Below are 18,115 nucleotides of genomic sequence, written 5' to 3'. Positions count from 1 at the left end.
GTCGATCAGCCCTCGCGCTCTTCGGCCACGATGTCGCGCATCGCGTCGAGGGGGACGTAGCCGCGGACGAGCTGGTCTCCGAAAACGAAGGTTGGCGTGCCGTTGATCTGGAGCGTCTGGCCCAGCTGGCGGTTCTCGGCCAGCAATGAGCGCACCTCAGGGTCTTCCATCTCGGTCATCACCGTGTCGGTATCCAGCCCGAGCTCGTCCGAGAGCCGCCGCAGGCTGTTTTCGGTGATGTCGGACCGCATCGCCATCAGGCGGTCGTTCACCGTCTCATAGGCCTCGCCGCCCTCGGTTCGCAGAACGGCGACGGCAAAGCTCGCGGCCTCGACCGACTGTTCGCCAAGGATCGGGAATTCCTTGACGATCAGGCGGATGTTGCCGTCGCTCTCGATCAGCTCGGTCACCTCGGGATGGGCCCGCTTGCAGTAGCCGCACTTGTAGTCGAGGAATTCCACCACAGTGACGTCGCCGTCGGGATTACCGCCGACCCAGGAATGGCCGTCGTCGAACAGGGCGTCGCTGTTCCGGGACACGAGCTGCGCGTCGCTGGCGCTCTGCGCCTCGGCGTCGCGCTGTTCGAGCACCGAGATCGCCTCCATCAGCACCTCGGGGTTTTCCAGCAGATAGGCCCGCACCTCTCCGCGGAACGCCTCGCGCTCGCTGTCCGACATCGCGTCGATGTCGAAGGCGGCGGCCGGGCCGGCCAGCAGCGCGGAGAGCGCGGCGGCGTGCAGGAAACGGGACATGGGGGCTACTCCTCGGCGGGCGGACGCTTGTCGGTCGGCGGGTAGCATGTCAGATCGGGGCGTGGCCGCAAGGCCGCCAGCGGATATGTGAAGAGCGGAGGCAGGGGATGCGGCAATCGGCACGCAGCCAGATCGACCCATTCATCGTCATGGACGTGATGGAATCCGCACGGGCGGCCGAAGAGGCGGGCCGCGACATCGTCCACATGGAGGTCGGGCAGCCGGGCACCCCCGCGCCGCTTGGCGCGCGCCGGGCACTGACGGATGCGATGGGGCAGGGATCGTTGGGCTATACCGTCGCCCTCGGCCTTCCGGAGCTGCGGGCGCGGATCGCGCAACTCTATGCCGACTGGTACGGGATCGAGGTCGACCCCGCGCGCATCGTCGTAACCGCCGGGGCCTCGGGGGCCTTTGTCCTGGCCTTCACCGCGCTGTTCGAGGCCGGTGACAAGGTGGCGCTCGGGCTGCCGGGCTATCCGTCGTACCGGCAGATCCTGCGGGCTATGAGTCTCGACCCGGTGGACATCTGCACCGCCGAGGCGAACCGGTACCAGCCGGTGCCGTCGGACCTTCCCGACGACATCGCCGGGCTGATCGTCGCGTCTCCGGCCAATCCGTCGGGAACGATGCTGGACAAGGCGGCGATGGCGGCGCTGGCGGATGCCGCGCAGGCACGGGGCGCGGCGCTGATATCGGACGAAATCTACCACGGGATCGAGTACGAGCGCCGCGCCGTCAGCGCCCTCGAGGTCACCGACGACGTCTATGTCGTGAACTCCTTCTCCAAGTACTTCTCGATGACGGGCTGGCGGATCGGCTGGATGGTCGTGCCGCCCGATCACGTCCGCACCGTCGAACGGCTGGCGCAGAACATGTTCATCTGCCCGCCTCATGCCAGCCAGGTCGCGGCCCTCGCGGCGCTGGACTGCAAGGACGAGCTCGAGGCCAATCTCGCCGTCTATGCCGAGAACCGCCGCCTGATGCTCGAGGGGCTGCCGAAGGCCGGGTTCGACCGCATCGCGCCCCCCGACGGGGCGTTCTACGTGTATGCCGATGTCAGCCACCTGACCGACGACAGCCTCGCCTTCGCGGAGGAGATACTGGAGGAGGCGGACGTGTCGGTGACGCCGGGGCTCGACTTCGATCCCGAACGCGGCGGCACGATGCTGCGGTTTTCGTATGCGCGTTCGACGGAGGACATCGCCGAGGGCCTGCGGCGGCTCGAATCTTTCATGAAATCTCGCTGACAAGCGGCCTTCACACTTTCACCGTAAGCCATTTTCTGCCTATAGTTGCGTCAAAACAACAAATCAGCCGGGGCAGAGGATGAGCAGCCTGACAACCGCCCGCCTGTTATTGATCGCGGTTCTGTGCCTGCCGGGAGCGGCGCGCGCCGAAGCGGCCCTGTCGGCCCTCGCGCGGCCCGACCCGGCCGAATCGGAATCCGTCGATCTGGGCGCGACGACACAATTGACGCTGAGCCTGTCGCAACCTGTGCTGTGGCAGGTCTACACGCTCGACGATCCTCGCCGGCTGGTGATGGATTTCGGCGAGGTGGCCTTCGATGGGGTCGATCTCGGGCCACTGGCCGCCTCGGACCGGGTCACGGGGTTGCGCTCCGGTCCGGTGCGCCCGGGCTGGTCGCGGCTGGTGCTCGACCTTGCCGAGCCGATGGCGGTCGAAACCGCGGGTTTGGTCACCGGGGCCGAGGATGGCAGCGCATTGCTGAAGCTGCAGCTCGCCCCCACCAGCGAAGAGGCGTTCGACAAATCGGCCGGCGCGCCCGAGAGCGGGCTCTTCGCCCTGCCGAATCCCGCCGATGCGGTACCGCTGCCGCGCCGGCGGCTGGGTGACGGCCCAACGGTCGTGGTGTTGGATCCCGGTCACGGCGGGATCGATCCGGGCGCCGAGGCCGGCGGTGTCGCAGAGGCGGACCTGATGCTGTCCTTCGCACGCACCCTGCGCGACGAGCTCGAAAGGGCCGGCGGTTTTCGGGTTGAGCTGACGCGCGAGGACGACCGCTTCGTTCCGCTGGAGCGCCGTGTGTCGATCGCGCGGGCGAATGGCGCGCATGTGTTCCTGTCTCTGCACGCCGACGCGCTGGCCGAGGGGCGCGCGTCGGGGGCCTCGGTCTACACCCTGTCCGAAGAGGCCTCGAACGAGGCAAGCCGCAAGCTTGCCGCGCGCCATGATCGCGACGACCTGCTGGCGGGGCTGGACCTGAGCGAGCAGGACGACCGCGTGGCCGGTGTGCTGATGGAGATGGCGCGGCGCGAGACGCGGCCGCGCTCGGATGCGCTGGCGGACTCGCTTGTCGCGGGAATCGCGGACGCCACCGAGAACCTGCACAAGCGGCCGCGTCTTTCGGCGAACTTCTCGGTCCTCAAGGCGGCCGACATTCCGTCGGTTCTGGTGGAACTGGGCTTTCTCTCGAATCCCGGCGACCGGACGAACCTGATCTCGCCCGCCTGGCGCCGCCGGACGGCCATCGGGATGCGCAAGGCGATCGAAGCCTGGGTCGAGTCGGACATCGACCGTGCGGAATTGCTGCGCCAATGATCCGCGAGGCCGTTTGCCACGGCAAACGGGCGCCCCATATCGAACGTTCCGGTCGCCTCACCGCGACGTGACCGCAAACGGCGGCATTCAGCCGCGATCGGTGGGCGGCCGCTTTTGACCGCTATCCGCCGTGTCCGTATAAGAGGGCATCCAGCAAAAGGCGCAAGTTCCCCAGTGATACGCTTCATCCTCTCCTTCTTCGGCGCGATCTTCTCGGCGATCTGCATCGGAGCGCTCTTCGCCGCGCTGACGGTCGGTGCCATCTTCTGGATGTATGGCCGCGATCTGCCGGATACGGACCAGCTGGCCCGATATGCGCCGCCGACGATCAGCCGGATCTATTCGTCCGAGGGGCGGATCATCGACGAGTTCGCGCGTGAGCGGCGTCTCTTCGCGCCCGCCGACGAGATTCCGGCGCTGGTGAAGCAGGCCTTCATCTCGGCCGAGGACAAGAATTTCTACACCCACGGCGGGTTCGACTCGCGCGGGATCCTCGCCGCCGCTGTCCAGGCAGTGAAGTCGCGCGGCCAGACGGTGCGCGGTGCCTCGACGATCACCCAGCAGGTGATGAAGAACTTCCTGCTGGGCGGGGAACGGTCGGCCGAGCGCAAGATCAAGGAACTGATCCTCGCCACCCGCATCGAGGATACGCTGTCCAAGGACGACATTCTCGAACTGTATCTGAACGAGATCTACCTCGGGCAGAACACCTATGGTGTCGCGGCGGCCGCGCAGACCTATTTCAACAAGACGCTGGGCGAACTGACCATCGCCGAGGCGGCCTATCTCGGTGCCTTGCCCCAGCGCCCGGCTGCGCTGCACCCGGTTCGCGACCAGGAGGCCGCCATCTCGCGGCGGAACTATGTGCTGCGCGAGATGTACGAGAACGGCTACATCACCGAGGACGAGTACCGCGAGGCGCGCGTTCAGCCCCTGCGCAGCGTTCAGAACGGCGATTTCCAGAGCTTCCGCGCCTCGCTGCCCGCACGTGACTATTTCACCGACGAGATCCGCCGCCAACTGAGCGAGGATTTCGGCGAGGGCGAGTTCTTCACCGGCGGCCTCAGCGTGCGCGCGACGGTCGATCCCGAGCTGCAGGAAAAGGCGGCGCAGGCGCTGCGCGCCGGTCTCGAAGGCTATGACCGCAGCACCGGACGGTGGCGCGGCACAGGCGAGACCATCCCCGAGGACCAGCTGGGCAGCGAAGAGCAATGGCGCGCAGCGCTGTCCGACGTCGACATCGCCCGCGACATCTTTCTCGAGCACGAGTGGCACCCTGCGGTGGTGCTCGAAGTGTCGAACCAGCAGGCGCGGCTCGGGATCGAGGGCGTGACCGATGGCCCCGAGCCGATTGTCCCGGCGGATGACGTGTCGTGGACCGGCCAGTCGCTCAACCAGATGCTGGATGTCGGCGACGTGGTCCATGTCCGCAGGATGACGAGCGATTCCGACGGCAGCTTCATCCGATGGACGCTGCGGCAGGTGCCCGAGGTCGAAGGCGGCTTCATGGCGATGGACGTGCACAACGGGCGTGTCCTGGCGATGCAGGGCGGCTTTTCGTACCAGCACTCGGTCTTCAACCGCGCGACGCAGGCGACGCGGCAGCCGGGCTCGTCTTTCAAGCCCTTCGTCTATGCCGCGGCGCTCGATTCCGGGTTCACCCCGGCGACCATCGTGGTCGACGCCCCGATCGAGGTCGATGTCGGCGGCGGCGAGGTCTGGCGGCCCAAGAACTATTCCAACCGCTTCTACGGCCCCACGCCGCTGCGGACCGGGATCGAGCGGTCGCGCAACGTGATGACCGTGCGCCTTGCCGAAGAGGTCGGGATGCGGACCGTCGGCGACTATGCCGAGCGCTTCGGCGTCTACGACACGATGGGGCACTACCTCGCCAACTCTCTGGGCGCCGAGGAGACGACGCTGTTCCGCATGGTCGCGGCGTATTCAATGTTCGCCAACGGCGGTGAGCGGGTCGAGCCGACGCTCGTGGACCGGGTGCAGGACCGCTACGGCAAGACCGTCTACAAGCACGACCGGCGCGACTGCCTCGACTGCGACGATCCGCAGATCGAGGCCGGGAAGGGGCCGCGCATCGTGTCCGATCTCGAGAGGGTCATCGACCCGATTACGTCATATCAGATCACCTCGATGATGCAGGGCGTGGTGGAACGCGGCACCGCCTCGGGCGCGGTCAACCTGTCGGTGCCGGTTGCCGGCAAGACCGGCACCACCAACAACGAGCGCGACGCGTGGTTCGTCGGCTTTACCTCGAACATCGCGGCCGGCTGCTATATCGGCTACGATCAGCCGCGCCCGATGGGGCGCAGCGCGACCGGCGGGGGCCTGTGTGCGCCTGTCTTCAACGAGTTCATGAAGGAAGCTGTCGAGAAGTACGGCGGCGGCGAGTTCGAGGTGCCCGACGGCGGCCACTTCATCAAGATCGACCGCCGCACAGGCGAGCGTCTGCCCGACAGCGCCAGCGGCGAGGGCGTGGTCGCGGAGTATTTCCGCCTTGGCGAAGAGCCTATCTTCGGCGTCGCCTATGACGGCGGCTTCGCGATGGGCTCGGACCTACCGCTGTTCAACCGCGGCGAGAACGAGGATGACTCGGTGCAGGTGCGGACGGCCACGGGCGAGGTGAAGGAAATCCCGAAGAACCGCGCGACGGTGAACTCTCTCTCATCCGGCGGTCTGTACTGACACCCGCCACCGGTACTGGGCCGCCGCGGCTTGCCGCGCGCGGCCCGTGTTGGTAGGTGCGGGGGCCGAAGAAAGGACAGCGACATGCGGGCAGAGGCACAGAACAATGTCGAGGCGATCGAGAAGTCGCTCGCCCTGTTGCGCCAGCGGATGGACTGGGAGACTGCCGGTCACCGCCTGGAAGAGTTCAACGCGATGACCGAGGACCCCGAGCTCTGGAACGATCCGGACCGGGCGCAGAAGCTCATGCGCGACCGCCAGTCGCTGGTCGACGCGATGGACCGCTACAAGGGCATGGCGCAGGAGCTTTCCGACAACATCGAGTTGATCGAGCTTGGCGAGGCGGAGGGCGACGAAGAGGTCATCGCCGAGGCCGAACGGTCGCTGAAGGACCTGCGCCAGCGGGCCGCCGCGGCCGAGATCGAGGCGCTGCTCGACGGCGAGGCCGACGCGAACGATACCTACCTCGAAATCAATGCCGGCGCCGGGGGCACGGAATCGTGCGACTGGGCGAACATGCTGGCGCGGATGTATGTCCGCTGGGCCGAGAAGAAGGGCTACAAGGTCGAGCTTCAGTCGATTTCCGAGGGCGACGAGGCGGGCATCAAGTCGGCCGCGTACCGGATCTCGGGGCACAACGCCTATGGCTGGCTCAAGTCCGAATCCGGCGTGCACCGGCTGGTGAGGATTTCGCCCTATGACAGCGCCGCGCGCCGTCACACGTCGTTCTCGTCGGTCTGGGTCTACCCTGTCGTCGACGACAACATCGAGATCGACATCAACCCGTCTGACATCCGGGTGGACACGTTCCGTTCGTCCGGCGCGGGCGGCCAGCACGTCAACACGACCGACTCCGCGGTGCGGATGACGCACATTCCCACCGGCATCGTCGTGACCAGCTCGGAAAAATCGCAGCACCAGAACCGCGATATCGCCATGAAGGCGCTGAAATCGCGGCTCTACCAGCAGGAGCTCGACCGCCGGAACGCCGCCATCAACGAGGCGCACGAGAACAAGGGCGAGGCCGGCTGGGGCAACCAGATCCGCTCTTACGTGCTGCAACCCTACCAGATGGTGAAGGACCTGCGGACGGGGCACGAGACGTCGGACACGCAGGGCGTGCTCGACGGTGATCTCGATGCGCTGATGGCCGCGACGCTGGCGCTCGACGTCACCGGCAAGTCCCGCGCCGAGGCCGAGGCGCAGGCCGGCGGCTGACGGTCGTTTAGGCCCTTGCCTCGCGCCCGGTTTGGGCGCTAAAGGCAGGCGTCCGGGTGGTTAGCTCAGCTGGTAGAGCGCTTCGTTTACACCGAAGATGTCGGGGGTTCGAGTCCCTCACCACCCACCAAAATCAATGACTTAGCAGGTCGCGTGCGTCAGCGGTTCCCAATTTCGCCTAAGTGGTTCCCAAAATCGGGCAAAAGTAGCACCGACTCGGTGTTCATTTGTTCTACTTCTGCGCGACGTGCGTAGTGCTCGGACATGCGCTTCGACAGGTGCCCCAGCATGGCCCGGACGCGTTCGATGCCGCCGTAGAGCTCGGGGCTTTTCGCGACTGCCGAGGCGATCAGCGTCGCGTTGGTGGTGCGCAGTCCGTGGAACGTCAGGCGGGGCTCGACGACATGCAGCTTCAACCTGGTGAGCTCTTTCGACCAGCTGGCGCCGAACCCGCTGCCCCAAGGCTTTCCGCGGCTGTTCTCGAAAATCGGTGCGTCGGGATCGATGATGCCGCGCTTCTTCATCAACTCGCGGTGCTCCTCGACCATCGCCAGCATAACGGGGTGTAGCGGGATCGGGACGGGTGTGCCGGTCTTTCCCTGTTTCGGTGTCCATAGCCCGTCCCGGATCCGGGATGCGGTGAAGCGGTGAAGTAGGTCGCCCCGGCGCTGGCCGGTGTAGATCGCCCCGAGGGCCGGCTTCAGGATGTGCGGCTTGCCTTGCTTAAACAGCTTCTCGAGCGCCCATTCTGGCCAAGGCTCATAGCTGCCCTCGGACACGACGCGCTCGACGCCTTCGCACGGGTTGATGTCGGCGAAGCCGCGCGGCTTGCCCCAGCTGAACAGCGCGCTGATGTCGTCCAGTCGTCGGTTCGCCGTCGCCGGCCGGTCGGCCAGGCTGTCATAGAGCGCCTGAGCGTGAATGGGACGAATGGCGGATGGCAAGAAGTCGCCCCAGCGATCCAGAACCAGGTCGCATGCCATGTTACGTAGGTTCTTAGAGTCCTTCGATAGGCCGTTGTATTTGGCGCTTTCCTTGTGCTTTCGGATCAGCGCCTCGAAACCGTGCGGGTTCTCGATCTCCGCGAGGTTCACGCCGAAGCACTCTTCCCACGCCTTGCGATACGCCTTGCGGTATCCGTCCTCGAACGGATGGGGCAGTGGCCACCGGCGTTCCTTCCCGTCGCGGACGATGCGAAAGAAGAAATACTCGCGGCCGCGCTTCGTCTTGCGCTGGACGTATCGATCAAGGCGGATGTCAGGTGCCACGGCTCGCTCTCAAGATGGGGTCCTCTTCTTCACCTGACCCCGTGCGTCCCTCGATCATTGTCTCGACCTCGGTCCATTTCCATCGTGTCATGCCGCCGATTCGGTAGGGTTTCGGCAGAAGGCCGCGCTTGCAGTAGTCCCGGATCGTGGATGCCGAGCAATCTAGCAGCTCCGCCAGCCTCGTGTCACTCACGTAGCCGACGAGGCGCGGCTTGGCCGGTGGTGCAGCCTGGTGCGCGCTCTCTCGCTCCCTGATGTGCTGTGCGGGCATTGCTCCGTTCCTTCAAGCTCGACCGGGGCGGCTCTTGCGCCGCTGCTCAGGGGTTGGTGATTGAGGGATCGATAAGAAGCGCTGCATGACCGGCCTCAGAAAAACGCCGTAGCTGTTGGGTGAAAGCGTGGACGTTCGAACCCAGTACGTCTCGCGCCAAATCCACCGGCCATCGAAAAGCTGAACGGGTAGGAGGGCATAGCGTTTCTTCCACACGTCTTCACGCTCTTGGCGATCAGTGTATGTCTCTCCTAGAATCATTGTTCCTGCCCCTGCTCCTTAGCGGGACGGTTTCTTCGGCGCTTCGAGCCTCAGCGGCGCGAGCACCGGAAGTGGTCCGGTTTGTGCGTAGCCCCAGAGCCGCGGGCCGAGAGGGTTCTTCGTGGTCATGATGATCTCCTAGGAGAGGTTCGGCTCGGGGAGCGACCGGAGCCACTCGTTGCATTCACTGGCGGGGATGTCGCAGAGGTCGGCAGCGACCTTCCTGCGACGATGCCGACCCGGTCGAGATAAGGCTGCCGGCGCCCGCGACTGCTGGTCGTTCCAGTAGCGGTCGCGGCCTTTCTGGATTAGTTCAATCATTGCGGCCTTGGTGGTTGGCCTGAGGTAGCGATCGCCGCGGTACTTGTCCGGCATCTCCTCGAGCATCTTCTCGAGGTGGGCCTTCAGCGTTCGTTGTCTGAGGGGCATCAGGAGCCAGAACCTGCTGTCGGTTAAGGACTGCTCCGACATCAGCTCATCCCCAGCGCTTGCTTGTACATCTCGAGCACCGCCTCTTCCTCGGCGATGTCGTCGGGCTCGCGCTTGCGCAGGGCGATCACCTTCCTGATGATCTTCGTGTCGTAGCCGCGCCCCTTGGCCTCGGCCATGACCTCCTTCTGCTGCTCGGCGATGTCTTTCTTCTCCTGCTCAAGGCGCTCGTAGCGCTCGACAAACTGGCGGAGCTCCTCGCCGGTGACGCGGTAGGCCTTGTCCCGAACCTCAACGTCTTCTGGCGTCTCGCGCATGCGCGGTGCCTCACTATCGCTACGAACGATCGACGAGATATCGATCGCCGCCTGGATGGTTTCGCGCGTCGCGACTTCTCGCTTCCCGACATGATCGGGCGCGCCCACGATGCCTTGCTCTTCCATCCGCTCGATCAGCCGGGCCGCCCTGTTGTAGCCGATGCCGAGCCGCCTCTGGATCAGGCTCGTCGATGCTTTTCGTTCGCTGACGACGACAGCCGCGGCGCGCCGGAACAGGTCTTCGCTGTCGTTGTCTTGGGAAGGGATGGTCATGTGGGCTTCCACTTATCCGGCCTCCGTCTCGGCGATCTCTTTCAGGGCGCGGTGCAGCCGTTCCTGGCCGTCCAGCGTCCGGTCGCGGTGCAACTGCCACCAGCGCTCGCGCACGCGGTCCTCGGCCGTCTTCAGGGCCGCAGCGGCCGCCTTGAAGGACGCGCCGCGGAAGATGTGCGTCGCGAGGTCCAGGTCCCGCTGCGGCGTCCAGCCGGGCATCTTGGGCAGGGCCCGAAGGCGCGCGACTTCCTCGCCTTGACTGCGCGACATCTCGGTGGCGCTGGCGGCGGGTGCGGCGTCGGCTTCGTCCAAGTCGGCGAGTGCATCGGCTTCTGACGCGTCCTCGCTAACTTCGTGCGGCGCGCTGGCTTCTATAGGTTGCGCTTCCGGCTCTTCCGGTTGCGCATCGATCGCTTTCGGTTGCTCGTCCGCTATGACGGGCCCGCTCTCGGCCGGTTTCGGTTGCGCTTGGGGCTTGCCCTTGCCGCGCTTCTCTGTCGCCGCCTTGCGCTTTTCGGCATCCCTTTTGCTCAGCGTCGACTTGACCTTGTGGTAGAACCCGCGCGGATCGCGACCGAGGGCCGATGCGATGCGCCCGGCCGGGACGTCGCGGTCGTACATCTCCAGAACCTGCGCCTTCTCTTCCGCGGTCAGCGGGCCGGTGGCGTACTGTCCGGGCTCAGCCTTCGTGCTGACGTCCGAGCGCTTCTGCGGCTCGGGGGCCGGATCCTCGGTCTTTCCGGGCACGGCTTCTTCAGCTGCCGTCTCGATCGAAGCTTCCGGCTCCGGCGCCGCGGTGGCCTCAGGCTGTGGCTCCGGCGCCGGGGCGGGCAGGGCGAGCGTGTCCTCGAACCGGATATCGATCAGAAGCCCGGCGTTCGACACGTCGACCTGGACCGGGGCCCCGAGGTCGATCAGCTTCGCCTCGAACGCCCGGGTTTCTGATGCCACGCTCTCCATCAGCGACAGCCGCGACTTCTGCGCGGATATCTTGGCGGTGAACTCTTCGAGGTCGTGCGGCATGGCGGCTCCTCCTGCTACTTGGATGGACAGGTGATCAGGTGGCACCACCACGCGCAGCGATCTCCCGGACAATCCGATCAAGCTCACGATCGGCTTCTCCCGTTGGAAGTCTCGCGCGCTCACAACGCTCCTTCTCGGCCAGGCAAAGCGCCCCGGCGCGTACCAGGTTGCGGTGGCGATCTTTCGGCTTCCACCAGGCCGGATCGAACGGCCACCGGCTCGGGGGCTTGCCGCTACTCCCCGCTTCCGCGCTGTCCATGTCGTGATGCGAATAGCAAAGCGCTGCGTTCAGAAGTTCTCCATGCACCCACGCGTCGTCGTGCTCAGGATGCCAGCCCTCCTGTGTGATCTGGCGCTGTCGCTCGAGAGAAATTGCCGTTTGGGCATCTTCAATTGTGGGTTGGCCAAGCATCGTGGTCTCCGGTGTGAGAAAAAGGCGGGCGACGGCGGCCCCGCCGCCCGCAGGTGCCGGTCTCACGAGACGCGCGAGAGCCGGGCAGGTTATTCAGGCCGCCGCCGCCCCGCAGGGAGGAGGAGAGCGGGGCGGCGGCGTAGCCGGCGGGTGAGGAGTGTCCGCCGGTGTCGAAATAGGGTCCGGTGATGCCGGCGCAGAAGCGTCCGTGAGTGGAATTTGTGGCACCACCGGAGATACGCTGGCTCACCAGCGCGGTGTTAGCGGATTCGGGTGAGTGAGCGTCCCGAACGATGTTCAAGAGAAGGTCGAAGCTTCTGGACCGCCGGATGCGGTAGCGAACTATTCCGTACGGCGTGCCCAGTGAAACTCGATCTGCCGCATCCCACTCATGGCGTTGATAGTTTTCGCCGATGGTCACGATGCAGGTCCACTTCCCGCGCGGCAGGGAGCAAAGCACCTTCAACGTTGTCCCGTCCGGTACGGGACAGCCGTTGCCGTCGTGTTCGATCCACGGGCTCCACTCGTCACGCTCGGCCATCAGAACACCCTCGACGCGGCCTCGGCCGCGATCGCGCAGAAGGTCAGCACGACCATCAGGGTGCCGATGCACAGTGCTGCGGGCGGTACGCGGTAGCGCTCGCGGTGCGGCAAGTCCTGGGCCTCGATCGAGCCGTCGTCACTACGGGCGATATCGTCGGGACGGCAGGACATCAGCAGGCCACCGTTGGGCAGGCGGGCGCGTGATAGGCGGCGTCGGCCGCGCGGGCCTGCGGCTGCCAGGCGAAAAGCATGAGCATGATCGCGGCGCCGATCGCCATTCCGATGCCGAGAGGCAGGGCCCAGTCTTCGATCTGAGCGAGGCGCTCCTCGCGCTCGGCGCGACGGTGCATGGCGTCGAACCTGTCGAGGGCGTCTGTGAGTGTGTCCTGGTGCATGAGCAACCTCCTGCGTGTTGCGCTATCCGATATCGTTGCGGTGCTATGGTTTGGCGCCGCCTGGATTGTTGCCTTGGTCAAGCCGATGGATTAGCGAGCTTGAGGAGAGGTAGTAGCTCATTTTTTATGAGTGTGCAACACATGAAACTCACAAAATGTGAGTTGCTACGGGGCGAGTGCCGCCGCATTGTACCGAGCACGCCATTAGCGAGTTAGATTTCTCGTGACAGCGGAGGGGTCGCTTAACTAGTACGAAACGAGAACATTTAGGAGCTTAGATGACGGCACTAGCCTACCGGATCGCTACAAAGGCTCGCAGCAAATTTGGGCTGGACCTTAATCTCGTCTTCGATCCGATTGAGACTCTACGTCGGAGATGGCGGTCATGAGCCGCTCTTGCACCTCGCCTGGGAGCTGTTGGAAGTCTCCGTGGAGTATGAAGTTAAAGTCTATCCTGTGCTCTCTATAGAGGTACAGCATGACCTTTCTCGACGGGAAGCTTCGTGCAGCTTCAGCGTTTAGAAACGATGTAAGGCCGACGCCAGCTGCCTTGCAGAAGTCTGTCTTGCTCATGCCGGTGGACAGCCAGGCCGCGGAGAGGCGAACAGCGCATGCTTCTCTCGATGCGTCACCAAGACGGGTCATGGCCATTTTTGCCTGATAATCCATTGAGCTGCCCCCTGAATTGCTTGGGGGCAATCTGCACGCTACCTCAGAAAAGTTGAACATTCAATAAAATGAAGACTGGACCTCACAAAATGTGAGGCGTATGTTCGCGACATGAGTAGCGTCGCAGACATAGTTATGGCCATCGGTCACCGCGAGTTTGCGGAGGCCCTCGGAGTGAAGCCGTCGGCGGTCTCCAACATGAAGTCGAGCAACCGCATTCCGGCGAAGAAGTACCTCTTGGTTTGTCAGTTGTGCGGTCAGCACGAGCTGTCGCCCCCTGATTGTCAGCTCTTCACCTTTGACCCGGGCGGCGAAGAGCCCGCCGAGTTCCTCGATACCTCCGAGGCCGAAGCGTCGTGATGAGTGGCTGGAATGTTCTTGGGTTGTCATGCGGCGAGCCTGCGACACCCGTCCACACCCGTCTATCGAAATAGAACGGAGGCTTTTCGACGTGCCCCGCAACAACTCCCCAGACAGCATCCAGGACGCGATTTATCGGGCGTATGATGCAGCAGGCGGCCTTCGGGAGGTCAGCCGGATCATCGGCCTGAGCGTCTCGACACTCTCGGTCTACACTGATCCCGCTCGCGCCCACGAGCCTGGTCTCGGTTCAAACCACTTGGACCGGCTATGTGCCGCACGCCCGCTCGCTGCCGCAGAAATGGCCGCACACTATGCCGAACTCGGCGGTGGGGTCTTCCAGCCTGTCGACGTCCAGACGAATGTCACCAGCCTCTACGAGCAGGCTGGCGCGACGGCAAAAGAGTTCGGCGAGGCGCAGGCGGCCATGCTTCGCGCCGCCGAGCACAACAGCAAGGGCAACCGGGATGCGGCCGACCGAGAGATCGACGACGCGGTCCAGTATTTGCTCAGCTACAAGGCGCTGATGCGAAAGCAGCGGGGCGCCGCATGACGGACACCGTCGCCTGCTTAGATCCGTTCTTCGGCCTGTCGGAGGATAGCGCCATCCACTGGCCGTCTCTTCGTCGCGCCGCGCCGAGCCACATGCACTCGAACATGCCGCTGTCCCGCTCGACTGAGGCGGGCCGCGGCCGTCTCGTCTACGTCGCCACGCCCTTCCGCCGCCACGTGATCGACGACGCTGGCCGCTTCAGCCCGGCGCTCGCGATTGAGACGGCGGAGAAGGCGCATCGCTGGGTCAGAACGCTCGCTGTCGAGGGCGTGACCGCCATCTCGCCAATCGTCCTGTCAGTCGATCTCACCGCCGGTTCCGCCGACGACCTCGATCCCATGGACGACGGCTTCTGGACTGCCTGGTTTCACCCGCTGCTCGTCCGTTCGCAGCTCGTCGTGATCCCGCCGTTGCCCGGCTGGCGCGAGAGCGAAGGCGTGTGGCGCGAAGCGATCACGGCGCTTCGGCACGGCATTCCGGTCCACTGCATCGGGGAGGGCAATCGATGACGGCTGTTGCGCGTCGAGACAGCGGGCTGACCCGCGCGGCCGGTCCGCCCGCTGGTGATCCCGATGGCGTCCGCGGTCACCGGCGTCTCTGGTGGGCTGTCCTGCATGAGAGGCTATCGATGCAGTTCGGGCAAAAGAGCGGCGTCCGCGTCGGCCTGAACTGCGCACATTGGCTCAACTGGCACAGGTCGGAGGATTTCGCGATGATCTGCGCCCTTGCGGGCGTCGACGTCGACTACATGCGGGCGTTCGTCGAGCGAGAGCTTCGGAGCCCGAACCCCGGCGTGTTGTTTTCGTCAAGATCCAAGCGCGAGCGGTCCTCAGATGTCGCGCGGCGCAGATCGGGGGCCGCCGCATGATCCTCGATACCGCCCTCTACGTCTCCGCCTTCGGCTGCACCGGTGCCAGCGCGCTCTTCTTCAACGGGGCGCGCCTTAGCCGTCGCCACGGCGACCGCGACGGTTTCGATCTCGGTTTCGCATTCGGGGGCCTGGCATGACGCAGAACCGCTCGACCGCCGTCATGCAGCGTCGCCACGAGGCCCACGACAGCCTCGACGACTTCCCGACGCCGCCCTGGGCCACGCGTGCGCTCTGCGAGTGGCTGGCGGGGCAGGGTTGGAACCTGTTTCACCTGTCGGTGCGCGAGCCCGCCGCCAATCGCGGTTTCATGGCCCGGCCGCTCGGCGAGGCCTTCGGCACCGTGATGGCGTCCGATGTCCATGACTATGGAGTCGGTTTCCCGCAGGAGGATTACCTCTTTCCCGGTGCCGACCGGTCCGCCGACTGGACGATCACCAATCCGCCGTTTCGGCTGGCGGAGGACTTCATTCGCGCCGCGATCGAGGCGAGCCTCTCGGGTGTCGCGATGATCGTCCGCGGCGCGTTTCTCGAGGGCGTAGGGCGGTATCAGAAACTGTTCAGCCTCACGCCTCCCACCGACGTGCTGCAGTTCTGCGAGCGCGTTCCGATGGTGAAGGGCAAGTACGATCCGCTGGCGACGACGGCGACGTCCTATGCCTGGTTTGTCTGGCAATTCGACCGCCCGCAGGGCGAGACGCGGCTGCACTGGATACCGCAGTGCCGGAAGCGCCTCGAGCGGCCCGACGATGCGCTCTGGGAATCGGGAGGGCTGGGCTGATGCGTGTGCTCGTCGGATGCGCCACCAGCTGCGTTGCGCTGCGCGCCTTCCTCGATCGCGGGCACGATGCCTGGCAGTGCGATATCCTGCCGGCCGACGAGCCGACCAACCGGCACATACAGGACGACATCCGCAACGTGCTGGACTGGGGCTGGGACCTGCTGATCGTCTCCAATCCGCCGTGCACGCGCCTGTGCAACAGCGGCGTGCGCTGGCTCAAGACGCCGCCTCCAGGCCGTACGCATGACGAGATGTGGGCCGAACTGGACGCGGGCGCCGCGTTGTTCTCCGACTGCCTGAACGCGCCGATCCCGCGCGTCGCGGTCGAGAACCCCGTCATGCACGGCCACGCTCGCGAGCGAGTCCGCAACTGGATCAAGCCGCAGATCGTCCAGCCGTGGTGGTTCGGCGATCCGTTCTTCAAGGCGACAGGCCTCTACCGGCGCGGCCTGCCGCCGCTCCACCCAACCGACAGACTGACGCCGCCCGAGCCGGGCACGTCGGAGCACAAGTCCTGGTCGATGGTGCACCGCGCGCCGCCAGGCGCTGACCGCTGGAAGATCCGCAGCAAGACGTTTCCCGGCATGGCGGCCGCATGGGCTGACCAGTGGGGCGGACAGATAGACGAGGTCGCAGCATGATTGAAATTCGCACCGGCGATTGCCTCGACCATCTCCGCATGATGCCGGCGCAGTCGGCGCATACCTGCGTCACCAGCCCGCCGTACTTCGGCCTGCGCGACTACGACGTCGATGGTCAGATCGGTCTCGAGGAAAGCCCGTACGCCTTCGTGGGTAAGCTGGTCGAGGTCTTCCGCGAGGTTCGCCGGGTGCTGCGCGAGGACGGCACCCTCTGGCTGAACCTGGGCGACAGCTATGCCGGGTCGTGGGGTGCGGAAGGGCGGCGCGAGACGGAGTCGGTCGAGGAATCCTGGCAGGGCTCGCGAATTGTGAACCACCCTAGGCGCGCACGGAAATGCCCCGAAGGTCTGAAGCCGAAGGACCGGATGATGATACCGGCCCGTGTCGCTCTGGCGCTTCAGGCGGACGGATGGTGGCTCCGCGACGAGATCGTCTGGCACAAGCCAAACCCGATGCCTTGCAGCGTCTCCGACCGGACGACGCCGGCGCATGAGATGATCTATCTGCTGTCGAAGTCGCGGCGGTATTTCTTCGACGGAGAGGCCATCAAGGAGCCGGCCACCGGGCGGGCATCTGGCAACAGGAGCGGCTACACCGTTCCCGGCCAGCGTGGCGGGGTCAACGCGAACATCGGCGGTAGTCTGCACCGGATTGGCCCGCGCGAGATGCGTAACCGCCGGAGCGTCTGGTCGGTTAGCCTGAAGCCCTACAGCGGCGCGCACTTCGCCACCTTCCCGCCAGACCTGATTGAGCCGTGCATCCTCGCCGGGTCGCCCGTGGGCGGCACTGTGCTGGACCCGTTCGGCGGGGCTGGAACGACGGCGCTGGTGGCGCTCCGCAACGTACGGAACGCCGTTCTCTGCGAGCTGAACCCGGACTACGCCGCGATGGCGCAGGACCGGGTAGAGGCGGAAATGCACCGACTTGAGGCAGCACGTCGCGAACGTGAGCGGCAGCCGGATTTTTTCCGAGAGGCAACAGCATGATGCAGGCAACGCAGGCGCCCGAGCGGCGCTCTCAAATCCGACCGATCGATACTGACGGCCTCGATGACTACCCGGCCGAACTCAGCGACCCGAAGCTGACGACCGATCACTTCACGGCCTTCTGGCACGACCGCTGGCTGAACTCGGAGCTGTTCCTGACCGCGCCGCTGGATGTGCAGGCGGCCGCTTTGAACTTGTTCTTCGTGGCGCGCAAACAAACGCCGGTCGGCTCGCTGCCGGATAACGACATGATGCTCGCGAAGCTACTGCGGATCGAACTCGCCGCCTGGTCGGAGCTGCGGTCGCGAAGCATTTCGCCGCTGCACAACTGGCGGCCGTATCACCATGAGGGCCGCATCGTACTCGGACACCCGGTGGTGATCGAGGTCGCCCTCGATGCGCTGCACAGGCGCGAGAAGCGCGAGGCCGCACAGTCGGAGAAGGCGGTCGCGGAGCGTCGCCGGCGCCTCAGCGCCTCCCTGGCTGAGATGAATTGCTCGGATGCGGTCTGCAAGGATGGGGCGCTGATCGCATGGCTCGATGAGTGGCTCTGCGAAAATCACCACGGCCAGCGGCGCATGCCCGGCCTCAAGCTTTCGATCGAGAACGGCCTCAATGCCGCGGCGAGAGAGGGAAGGTTGAACTCGGCCCGGAAGTGACTGTCGAGACTAGCTAAAATCTGTGGCCCCACAGTTCTGCACTGTTCTCGCACAGTGCCACACAGTGACGAACAGTTCTCCACAGTGCTGCGTAAAGGAAAGAATACAAAAGGAAATAAAACGAAATGGGAAGGAGCGACACAGAACGAGGCGCCCGGGGCTGAAACGGACGGCTCA

At 65.2% G+C, this 18,115-nt stretch carries 23 protein-coding genes, 1 tRNA gene and 1 pseudogene; 14 read left to right on the top strand and 11 right to left on the bottom strand.

The genetic code is table 11. From position 1 onward, the window contains the following. Nucleotides 1-5: 5 nt before the first annotated feature. On the bottom strand, nt 6-752 hold the full coding sequence (locus BMZ25_RS01450) for a DsbA family protein (RefSeq protein WP_092687292.1): 747 nt from the start codon (nt 750-752) through the stop codon (nt 6-8). Nucleotides 753-859: 107 nt separating this feature from the next. On the opposite strand from BMZ25_RS01450, the gene BMZ25_RS01445 reads away from it, so the two are divergent. The 5 genes from BMZ25_RS01445 (at nt 860) to BMZ25_RS01425 (ending at nt 7,359) form a co-directional block, all read left to right on the top strand. After that, complete coding sequence (locus tag BMZ25_RS01445) at nt 860-1,999, top strand: pyridoxal phosphate-dependent aminotransferase (protein ID WP_092687289.1); 1,140 nt, start codon at nt 860-862, stop codon at nt 1,997-1,999. 79 nt (nt 2,000-2,078) lie between these two features. Continuing rightward, a complete protein-coding gene (locus tag BMZ25_RS01440; protein WP_092687286.1) occupies nt 2,079-3,311 on the top strand; it encodes an N-acetylmuramoyl-L-alanine amidase in 1,233 nt (410 codons plus the stop codon). Nucleotides 3,312-3,485: 174 nt separating this feature from the next. After that, entirely contained in the window at nt 3,486-6,011 is a 2,526-nt protein-coding gene (locus tag BMZ25_RS01435; RefSeq protein ID WP_092687283.1) for a penicillin-binding protein 1A, read from the top strand. 84 nt (nt 6,012-6,095) lie between these two features. After that, the gene (prfB, locus tag BMZ25_RS01430; RefSeq protein WP_092687280.1) at nt 6,096-7,229 is read left to right on the top strand and encodes a peptide chain release factor 2; all 1,134 of its coding nucleotides are present in this window, start codon (nt 6,096-6,098) and stop codon (nt 7,227-7,229) included. A 54-nt stretch (nt 7,230-7,283) separates the two neighbouring features. Further along, nucleotides 7,284-7,359 (top strand) — tRNA-Val (locus BMZ25_RS01425). Between the two features lie 28 nt (nt 7,360-7,387). Here the strand turns inward: BMZ25_RS01425 and BMZ25_RS01420 are convergent. The 10 genes and pseudogenes from BMZ25_RS01420 to BMZ25_RS01395 all read right to left on the bottom strand — a co-directional run bounded on the left by BMZ25_RS01420 (nt 7,388) and on the right by BMZ25_RS01395 (nt 12,421). After that, a complete protein-coding gene (locus BMZ25_RS01420; protein WP_092687277.1) occupies nt 7,388-8,497 on the bottom strand; it encodes a tyrosine-type recombinase/integrase in 1,110 nt (369 codons plus the stop codon). After that, nucleotides 8,487-8,768 (bottom strand): helix-turn-helix transcriptional regulator, encoded by a 282-nt coding sequence (locus BMZ25_RS21370; RefSeq protein ID WP_092687274.1) that lies wholly within the window; start codon nt 8,766-8,768, stop codon nt 8,487-8,489. Before BMZ25_RS21370 ends, BMZ25_RS01420 begins: the two co-directional genes overlap by 11 nt. Before the next feature lie 399 nt (nt 8,769-9,167). After that, entirely contained in the window at nt 9,168-9,500 is a 333-nt protein-coding gene (locus BMZ25_RS01410) for a hypothetical protein (protein WP_092687271.1), read from the bottom strand. Then, nucleotides 9,500-9,775, bottom strand: a complete 276-nt coding sequence (locus BMZ25_RS21030; RefSeq protein WP_218142508.1) for a DUF2312 domain-containing protein — start codon at nt 9,773-9,775, stop codon at nt 9,500-9,502. The genes BMZ25_RS01410 and BMZ25_RS21030 overlap by 1 nt, the downstream gene beginning before the upstream one ends. Before the next feature lie 81 nt (nt 9,776-9,856). After that, a pseudogene (locus BMZ25_RS21270) lies at nt 9,857-10,048 on the bottom strand (DNA translocase FtsK); the annotation flags it as partial. A 12-nt stretch (nt 10,049-10,060) separates the two neighbouring features. Next, nucleotides 10,061-11,071: a hypothetical protein gene (locus tag BMZ25_RS01400; RefSeq protein WP_092687266.1), complete on the bottom strand. Its 1,011-nt coding sequence runs from the start codon at nt 11,069-11,071 to the stop codon at nt 10,061-10,063. A gap of 34 nt (nt 11,072-11,105) precedes the next feature. After that, nucleotides 11,106-11,483: a hypothetical protein gene (locus tag BMZ25_RS20380; RefSeq protein ID WP_143071486.1), complete on the bottom strand. Its 378-nt coding sequence runs from the start codon at nt 11,481-11,483 to the stop codon at nt 11,106-11,108. Then, nucleotides 11,461-12,024 carry a hypothetical protein gene (locus tag BMZ25_RS20375; RefSeq protein WP_143071485.1) on the bottom strand — a complete coding sequence of 188 codons (564 nt, stop codon included), beginning with the start codon at nt 12,022-12,024 and terminating at the stop codon, nt 11,461-11,463. The genes BMZ25_RS20380 and BMZ25_RS20375 overlap by 23 nt, the downstream gene beginning before the upstream one ends. Then, entirely contained in the window at nt 12,024-12,197 is a 174-nt protein-coding gene (locus BMZ25_RS20685; protein WP_177190358.1) for a hypothetical protein, read from the bottom strand. The genes BMZ25_RS20375 and BMZ25_RS20685 overlap by 1 nt, the downstream gene beginning before the upstream one ends. After that, nucleotides 12,197-12,421: a hypothetical protein gene (locus BMZ25_RS01395; RefSeq protein WP_092687263.1), complete on the bottom strand. Its 225-nt coding sequence runs from the start codon at nt 12,419-12,421 to the stop codon at nt 12,197-12,199. Before BMZ25_RS01395 ends, BMZ25_RS20685 begins: the two co-directional genes overlap by 1 nt. 804 nt (nt 12,422-13,225) lie before the next feature. On the opposite strand from BMZ25_RS01395, the gene BMZ25_RS01385 reads away from it, so the two are divergent. From BMZ25_RS01385 to BMZ25_RS01355, 9 genes are all read left to right on the top strand, one after another. Further along, nucleotides 13,226-13,450, top strand: a complete 225-nt coding sequence (locus BMZ25_RS01385; protein ID WP_092687257.1) for a hypothetical protein — start codon at nt 13,226-13,228, stop codon at nt 13,448-13,450. A gap of 91 nt (nt 13,451-13,541) precedes the next feature. Continuing rightward, nucleotides 13,542-14,003 carry a hypothetical protein gene (locus BMZ25_RS20680; RefSeq protein WP_177190357.1) on the top strand — a complete coding sequence of 154 codons (462 nt, stop codon included), beginning with the start codon at nt 13,542-13,544 and terminating at the stop codon, nt 14,001-14,003. Then, nucleotides 14,000-14,512, top strand: a complete 513-nt coding sequence (locus tag BMZ25_RS20675) for a DUF1937 family protein (RefSeq protein WP_177190356.1) — start codon at nt 14,000-14,002, stop codon at nt 14,510-14,512. Before BMZ25_RS20680 ends, BMZ25_RS20675 begins: the two co-directional genes overlap by 4 nt. After that, on the top strand, nt 14,509-14,871 hold the full coding sequence (locus BMZ25_RS01375; RefSeq protein ID WP_143071484.1) for a hypothetical protein: 363 nt from the start codon (nt 14,509-14,511) through the stop codon (nt 14,869-14,871). The genes BMZ25_RS20675 and BMZ25_RS01375 overlap by 4 nt, the downstream gene beginning before the upstream one ends. Further along, nucleotides 14,868-15,011 (top strand): hypothetical protein, encoded by a 144-nt coding sequence (locus BMZ25_RS20670; RefSeq protein ID WP_177190355.1) that lies wholly within the window; start codon nt 14,868-14,870, stop codon nt 15,009-15,011. The genes BMZ25_RS01375 and BMZ25_RS20670 overlap by 4 nt, the downstream gene beginning before the upstream one ends. Further along, nucleotides 15,008-15,652, top strand: coding sequence for a hypothetical protein (locus tag BMZ25_RS01370; protein WP_092687248.1), 645 nt, complete (start codon nt 15,008-15,010; stop codon nt 15,650-15,652). Before BMZ25_RS20670 ends, BMZ25_RS01370 begins: the two co-directional genes overlap by 4 nt. Beyond that, nucleotides 15,652-16,293: a hypothetical protein gene (locus BMZ25_RS01365; RefSeq protein WP_092687246.1), complete on the top strand. Its 642-nt coding sequence runs from the start codon at nt 15,652-15,654 to the stop codon at nt 16,291-16,293. The genes BMZ25_RS01370 and BMZ25_RS01365 overlap by 1 nt, the downstream gene beginning before the upstream one ends. Beyond that, entirely contained in the window at nt 16,290-17,279 is a 990-nt protein-coding gene (locus BMZ25_RS01360; RefSeq protein WP_092687243.1) for a DNA-methyltransferase, read from the top strand. Before BMZ25_RS01365 ends, BMZ25_RS01360 begins: the two co-directional genes overlap by 4 nt. Beyond that, on the top strand, nt 17,276-17,938 hold the full coding sequence (locus BMZ25_RS01355) for a hypothetical protein (protein WP_092687241.1): 663 nt from the start codon (nt 17,276-17,278) through the stop codon (nt 17,936-17,938). The genes BMZ25_RS01360 and BMZ25_RS01355 overlap by 4 nt, the downstream gene beginning before the upstream one ends. Nucleotides 17,939-18,115 lie beyond the last annotated feature (177 nt).

Source organism: Tranquillimonas rosea, from assembly GCF_900111315.1.
In the GTDB taxonomy this organism is placed as follows: domain Bacteria; phylum Pseudomonadota; class Alphaproteobacteria; order Rhodobacterales; family Rhodobacteraceae; genus Tranquillimonas; species Tranquillimonas rosea.
Note: the sequence above shows the minus strand (reverse complement) of the source record. Positions and strands in the feature narration are given on the sequence as shown.

Bases quoted from the DNA above. Each gene is read 5' to 3' on its own strand.
- BMZ25_RS01450 (WP_092687292.1), bottom strand. From the start codon at position 752: ATGTCCCGTTTCCTGCACGCCGCCGCGCTCTCCGCGCTGCTGGCCGGC.
- BMZ25_RS01445 (WP_092687289.1), top strand. From the start codon at position 860: ATGCGGCAATCGGCACGCAGCCAGATCGACCCATTCATCGTCATGGAC.
- BMZ25_RS01440 (WP_092687286.1), top strand. From the start codon at position 2,079: ATGAGCAGCCTGACAACCGCCCGCCTGTTATTGATCGCGGTTCTGTGC.
- prfB (WP_092687280.1), top strand. From the start codon at position 6,096: ATGCGGGCAGAGGCACAGAACAATGTCGAGGCGATCGAGAAGTCGCTC.
- BMZ25_RS21370 (WP_092687274.1), bottom strand. From the start codon at position 8,768: ATGCCCGCACAGCACATCAGGGAGCGAGAGAGCGCGCACCAGGCTGCA.
- BMZ25_RS01410 (WP_092687271.1), bottom strand. From the start codon at position 9,500: ATGTCGGAGCAGTCCTTAACCGACAGCAGGTTCTGGCTCCTGATGCCC.
- BMZ25_RS21030 (WP_218142508.1), bottom strand. From the start codon at position 9,775: ATGCGCGAGACGCCAGAAGACGTTGAGGTTCGGGACAAGGCCTACCGC.
- BMZ25_RS01400 (WP_092687266.1), bottom strand. From the start codon at position 11,071: ATGCCGCACGACCTCGAAGAGTTCACCGCCAAGATATCCGCGCAGAAG.
- BMZ25_RS20380 (WP_143071486.1), bottom strand. From the start codon at position 11,483: ATGCTTGGCCAACCCACAATTGAAGATGCCCAAACGGCAATTTCTCTC.
- BMZ25_RS20375 (WP_143071485.1), bottom strand. From the start codon at position 12,024: ATGGCCGAGCGTGACGAGTGGAGCCCGTGGATCGAACACGACGGCAAC.
- BMZ25_RS20685 (WP_177190358.1), bottom strand. From the start codon at position 12,197: ATGTCCTGCCGTCCCGACGATATCGCCCGTAGTGACGACGGCTCGATC.
- BMZ25_RS01395 (WP_092687263.1), bottom strand. From the start codon at position 12,421: ATGCACCAGGACACACTCACAGACGCCCTCGACAGGTTCGACGCCATG.
- BMZ25_RS01385 (WP_092687257.1), top strand. From the start codon at position 13,226: ATGGCCATCGGTCACCGCGAGTTTGCGGAGGCCCTCGGAGTGAAGCCG.
- BMZ25_RS20675 (WP_177190356.1), top strand. From the start codon at position 14,000: ATGACGGACACCGTCGCCTGCTTAGATCCGTTCTTCGGCCTGTCGGAG.
- BMZ25_RS01375 (WP_143071484.1), top strand. From the start codon at position 14,509: ATGACGGCTGTTGCGCGTCGAGACAGCGGGCTGACCCGCGCGGCCGGT.
- BMZ25_RS20670 (WP_177190355.1), top strand. From the start codon at position 14,868: ATGATCCTCGATACCGCCCTCTACGTCTCCGCCTTCGGCTGCACCGGT.
- BMZ25_RS01370 (WP_092687248.1), top strand. From the start codon at position 15,008: ATGACGCAGAACCGCTCGACCGCCGTCATGCAGCGTCGCCACGAGGCC.
- BMZ25_RS01365 (WP_092687246.1), top strand. From the start codon at position 15,652: ATGCGTGTGCTCGTCGGATGCGCCACCAGCTGCGTTGCGCTGCGCGCC.
- BMZ25_RS01360 (WP_092687243.1), top strand. From the start codon at position 16,290: ATGATTGAAATTCGCACCGGCGATTGCCTCGACCATCTCCGCATGATG.
- BMZ25_RS01355 (WP_092687241.1), top strand. From the start codon at position 17,276: ATGATGCAGGCAACGCAGGCGCCCGAGCGGCGCTCTCAAATCCGACCG.